7 protein-coding genes and 1 riboswitch are annotated in these 4,885 nt (G+C 38.5%); of the genes, 6 read left to right on the top strand and 1 reads right to left on the bottom strand.

Annotated elements, in window-relative coordinates; all coding sequences use genetic code 11:
* Positions 1 to 417, bottom strand: a 417-nt coding sequence (locus tag B2X72_RS11025; RefSeq protein ID WP_286849614.1) for a DnaB-like helicase N-terminal domain-containing protein, incomplete at its 3' end; no start/stop codon positions are given.
* A 382-nt stretch (positions 418 to 799) separates the two neighbouring features.
* Between B2X72_RS11025 and ubiE the strand changes: the two genes are divergently transcribed.
* The 6 genes from ubiE to B2X72_RS10995 all read left to right on the top strand — a co-directional run.
* Positions 800 to 1,540 (top strand): bifunctional demethylmenaquinone methyltransferase/2-methoxy-6-polyprenyl-1,4-benzoquinol methylase UbiE, encoded by a 741-nt coding sequence (ubiE, locus tag B2X72_RS11020; protein WP_145327023.1) that lies wholly within the window; start codon positions 800 to 802, stop codon positions 1,538 to 1,540.
* Between the two features lie 64 nt (positions 1,541 to 1,604).
* Positions 1,605 to 2,366 carry an SDR family NAD(P)-dependent oxidoreductase gene (locus B2X72_RS11015; protein ID WP_088162176.1) on the top strand — a complete coding sequence of 254 codons (762 nt, stop codon included), beginning with the start codon at positions 1,605 to 1,607 and terminating at the stop codon, positions 2,364 to 2,366.
* Positions 2,367 to 2,376: 10 nt separating this feature from the next.
* Entirely contained in the window at positions 2,377 to 2,826 is a 450-nt protein-coding gene (locus tag B2X72_RS11010; RefSeq protein WP_286849613.1) for a GatB/YqeY domain-containing protein, read from the top strand.
* A gap of 88 nt (positions 2,827 to 2,914) precedes the next feature.
* Positions 2,915 to 3,367 carry a GNAT family N-acetyltransferase gene (locus tag B2X72_RS11005; protein ID WP_088162178.1) on the top strand — a complete coding sequence of 151 codons (453 nt, stop codon included), beginning with the start codon at positions 2,915 to 2,917 and terminating at the stop codon, positions 3,365 to 3,367.
* Positions 3,368 to 3,378: 11 nt separating this feature from the next.
* Complete coding sequence (locus B2X72_RS11000; RefSeq protein ID WP_088162179.1) at positions 3,379 to 3,753, top strand: DUF423 domain-containing protein; 375 nt, start codon at positions 3,379 to 3,381, stop codon at positions 3,751 to 3,753.
* A gap of 6 nt (positions 3,754 to 3,759) precedes the next feature.
* Positions 3,760 to 3,822, top strand: a riboswitch (Fluoride riboswitch).
* A 36-nt stretch (positions 3,823 to 3,858) separates the two neighbouring features.
* A partial coding sequence (locus B2X72_RS10995) for a chloride channel protein (protein ID WP_286849611.1) occupies positions 3,859 to 4,885 on the top strand: 1,027 nt, incomplete at its 3' end.

Here is a 4,885-nt window from a genome sequence, read left to right as displayed (position 1 = left end):
CTGTGAAATAATACGTGCATGATACTCAATATTAGCTGCCGAAACCACGCGATCTGTCAATTGCGTAATATAATAGGCACCGCCGACCATTTCAAGAGCCCCCATCCGTCTAAGTTCCGAGGTAACGGTTAATATATCAATTGGAGAAGTCTTTTGAAAAAGGCCAAAAATCGCTTCAAAGATTTTTTGGTGTGATTCCTTATAGAACGATTCCGGTTTTAAAATATCAATAATTTCACTCAGCGCATTCTTTTCAAGCATCAAAGCTCCCAAAACAGCCTCCTCAAGATCCACTGCCTGCGGCGGAAGTTTACCCAAACCACTCACCAAATTATTTAATTTGGTACGACGTTCGCCATAATTACCCCGTTTGTTATTATCCGTGTTATTCGCTTCAAAATTACTGTCGTTCATCATGATATTATATCAGAAATATAGCTTTGCTATCCTTATAAATTTTAGATAGGATAACAAATGTATAAAAAATAAAATTCACCACCATACGGAGTTACACACAGAGAAATTCAACGATCACACCCGAAACCTCAAAAAGCTTTGAAGGACACAGATTTACACAGTGAGTTTTCAACACTTACTGTTGAAAAGATGTTGAAAATAAAAAATTACCACTTAAAATCAACACATTAAAAAATGTTAATAACTTAAGCCATTGTGAATAAGCAAAATGGTAAAAAGCAAATCAATCCCCTCGACTATCATCAAAACAAACTGACTTTAAGATGAAAACAAATCCCTTTTTTAGCACTAAAAAATATTCATATATTGTATCTTTGTAACTATGACGCACGACTCCTCAACATTAAAACCCTATAAAGATACCAACGATGGGAAGAAGAAACAGGTAGCAGATATGTTTGACAACATCTCTCATTCCTATGATTTTTTAAACCATTTCATGTCTTTGGGTATTGACATTATATGGCGCAAAAAAGCCATCAATGCCTTGAAGTCCATAAAACCGCAACTGATGTTGGATGTAGCGACGGGAACTGGTGATTTTGCATTGGAATCAATTAAAATCTTGAATCCGAAAAAGATTATTGGTGTCGATATTTCCCAAGGAATGCTTGAAGTCGCTAAGAAAAAAATTGCAAGCAAGGGATTAGATAATCAATTTGAGGTAGCGTTAGGAGACTCAGAGAGGCTTCAATTTGAAGATAATACTTTCGACGCTGTTACCGTAGCATTTGGTGTCCGTAATTTTGAAAACTTGGAGAAAGGCCTATCAGACATATACCGCGTATTAAAACCTGGTGGGAAAGCTGTTATTTTAGAATTTTCGAATCCAAAGAAATTCCCCATTAAACAGCTTTATAATTTTTATTTCAAGTTTATTACACCAACCATTGGAAAATTCTTTTCAAAAGATTCCAGTGCATATGAATACCTACCAGAATCTGTTGCTCAATTTCCAGATGGCCAAAAGTTCGTTGCCATAAACAAAAAGGCAGGTTTTAATGAAACTATTGTTAGACCGCAAACATTTGGTATCTGTACCATCTATATTGCTACAAAATAGTACCAGCTAAGATCTGGTTTTGAGTGAAATCGGATTAATTTTTAATATCAACGAGTTACTTTATATGACTAAAACAGTTTTTATTACAGGAGCAAGTTCAGGAATTGGTCAGGCTTGTGCCGAAGTTTTAGCGAAAGAAGGTTACAATCTTTTACTTTGCGCGCGCAGGTTAAACCGTTTAGAGGCATTAAAAGATGCATTGTTAGCGGCCTACCCTACTATTCAGATCCATATTTTTGAGCTTGATGTTCGCGATGCTGAACAAGTTGCGAATCAAATTGAGGGCCTGCCTCCAGCATGGAAGAAAATAAATGTTCTCATCAACAATGCTGGTTTGAGCCAAGGATTGGATCCTATTCAAAATGGTGATATCGGAGATTGGGACAGAATGATTGATACCAATATTAAAGGTTTACTGTATGTGAGTAAATCTGTGATACCACTTATGGATACTGAAAACGGCGCCCATATTGTTAATTTAGGATCTATTGCAGGGAAAGAGGTTTATCCGAATGGAAATGTGTACTGTGCTACCAAACATGCTGTTGATGCTTTAACTAAAGCTATGCGCATTGATTTGTTAACTCAGGGCATTAAAGTAACATCTATCGACCCCGGGATGGTGGAGACGGAGTTTTCGGAAGTTCGTTTCCATGGAGATCGGGAAAGAGCTAAAAATGTCTATAATGGTGTGCAGGCCCTGACAGGGAAAGATATTGCCGAAACGATCCTTTTCGTCATTACCAGACCTGCACATGTTAATATAAACGATCTATTAATAATGCCTACAGCGCAAGCGACAGGCACAATTGTCAATCGAAAATAATTTAAATATCATGTCATTAGAAATACAAATAAATCAAGACATTAAGGCCGCAATGATCGCAAAAGACACGGCAAAATTACGTGGCTTACGTGCAATTAAGGCAGCTATCCTCTTAGCAAAGACAGAAAAAGGTCATGCCGAAGACCTTAATCAGGAGGCGGAGATTAAAGTTTTACAAAAACTTGTAAAACAACGTCGCGAATCTGCTGAAATTTACAAGACTCAGAACCGTGAAGATCTTTATGAAATTGAAGTTGAGGAAGAAAAAGTAATTGAGGCTTATTTGCCAAAACAACTAAGCAGAGAAGAAGTCGAAACGATTGTCAAAGCAATTATCGCCGAAACAGGAGCTTCCTCCATTAAAGATATGGGTAAAGTAATGGGAGCCACAAATCAAAAGCTTGCTGGACAAGCAGATGGAAAAACCATCTCTGAAGTTGTTAAAAGTCTTCTTGCATAAAATGCTTAAATCAATAGAGTCAAATTAAATTGGATATGTCTTTCCAGCCATATCGATTACATAATTTGACTCTATTTTTATTTCAATTATGGCTTTTCAGTGGAATCTAAAGAGTTTTGACGAACTCAACACGACAGAATTATATCGTATTTTAAAGCTTCGAATGGAAGTGTTTGTTTTGGAGCAGGAGTGTTTATATCCTGAATTGGACGATAAAGATTTTGCCTGTCTACATCTGTGGACAGAACAAGATGATCGTATTATAGCATACACGAGATTGGTTCCTCCGGGCCTTTCCTACCCACAAGCTTCGATTGGTCGGGTTATCGTCGCCGAGGAAGCGCGCGGAACCGGTCTGAGCAAACAATTAATGATTCATTCTATCGAATCGCTCTATAAAGAATTTGGTGAAGGTGAGATACAGATAGGTGCGCAATTTCATTTAAAATCCTTTTATGAAAAATTAGGGTTTAAACAAATTTCCGAGCCCTACCCTGATTATGGAATCCTTCATATTGATATGATTAAACCCGCAATTTAGTAAATTTAGGCATGCAAAACGTTGTCATCATCACAGCCGCCCTATTTGGCGGACTCGCTATTATCCTAGGTGCATTTGGAGCCCATGCATTCAAAAAATTCCTATCAGCTGAAAAACTGGAATCCTTTGAGGTCGGCGTTCGATATCAAATGTATGCTGCGCTAACCCTATTGATTCTGGGATTCAATTTCCACTTTGAGCTTCAGTCTGAACGAGTCGCATTTTATCTGATCACACTAGGAACTCTTTTATTCTCGGTAAGTATATATTTTCTATCGTTTGCTGAATACTGGAAAAAGAATCTAAAGTTTCTTGGCCCAATTACCCCGCTCGGCGGATTACTTATGATCGCAGGCTGGGTTGCTATTATCATTCGTTTTTTGTAGATTTGAACTATATATGGCAATGATGTCTGCCCTGAACCGCCTTAATAAGCTGATGACGTCTACTATTTTAGTATAAAACAACAATTTTATATAAAGTGTAGACTTATGGCTATAACACATTCAAATCAAAGCAATCTTCATTTTTTTCTTAAATGGCTTATCTCCTGTAGTGCGATAGGTTTCATCGTAGGCTCTATTTGTGCGTTTTTTCTCTTTTCCCTCAATTGGGTAACGCAGTACCGAGAAGCTCATCCTTGGATAATTTATGGACTTCCCCTAGCGGGATTTGCCATAGCATTGTCCTATAAGTATTGGGGAAATCCAGCAAGCAAAGGAAATAACCTGCTGATTGAAGAATACCTTCATCCCCAACGCCGCATTCCGCTTATCATGGCGCCTCTTGTCCTATTCGGAACTTTACTTACACATCTGTTTGGGGGTTCTGCAGGTCGTGAAGGAACTGCTGTACAGATAGGTGGAGCAGTTTCCGATCAGCTTAATCGCTGGTTTGACTTCGATAAAACTGAACGTCGCATCTTAATTTCGATCGGCATCACTGCAGGCTTTGCCGCTGTGTTTGGCACCCCGCTCGCCGGAACGATATTCGGACTGGAAGTACTACTGATTGGCAAAAAAAGATATTTCGGTATTCTGCCCTGTTTATTTACCGCCTATTTTGCGAACTTCAGCTGTCAATTATGGAATATTCCACACACCCATTATCCAATTCATGATGTTATTCCAATGCTGTCCTTGACCAATATTGGATTTAGCCTCGCCGCAGGCATTCTATTCGGTATTACAGCATGGCTTTTTACATTTGCCAGCGATTTCTTTAGCCTTCAATTCAAACGAATTAAATATCCTCTGCTTAGACCAGTGATCGGCGGTATTATTTTAGTACTTATCATTACTTTATTCCATAGCAGTAACTATATTGGACTTGGTATCCCCATGATTCAGAACGCATTTGTCGATCAGTCGAATTATTATGACTTTATCATCAAATTGCTTTTAACGACTTTCACCCTTTCTGCCGGATTTAAAGGCGGAGAAGTCACCCCGCTGTTTTTTATCGGGGCAACCTTGGGGAGTGCATTAAGCACCGTTATTCCACTTCCCATCAGCCTGC

The organism is Sphingobacterium sp. UBA7253 (assembly GCF_002472745.1).
GTDB classification, from domain to species: Bacteria; Bacteroidota; Bacteroidia; order Sphingobacteriales; family Sphingobacteriaceae; genus Sphingobacterium; species Sphingobacterium siyangense.
This window is presented reverse-complemented; position numbering and strand designations above follow the sequence as displayed.

Coding starts and splice junctions, on each gene's coding strand:
- B2X72_RS11015 (WP_088162176.1), top strand. CDS start 1,605: ATGACTAAAACAGTTTTTATTACAGGAGCAAGTTCAGGAATTGGTCAG.
- B2X72_RS11010 (WP_286849613.1), top strand. CDS start 2,377: ATGTCATTAGAAATACAAATAAATCAAGACATTAAGGCCGCAATGATC.
- B2X72_RS11000 (WP_088162179.1), top strand. CDS start 3,379: ATGCAAAACGTTGTCATCATCACAGCCGCCCTATTTGGCGGACTCGCT.
- ubiE (WP_145327023.1), top strand. CDS start 800: ATGACGCACGACTCCTCAACATTAAAACCCTATAAAGATACCAACGAT.
- B2X72_RS11005 (WP_088162178.1), top strand. CDS start 2,915: ATGGCTTTTCAGTGGAATCTAAAGAGTTTTGACGAACTCAACACGACA.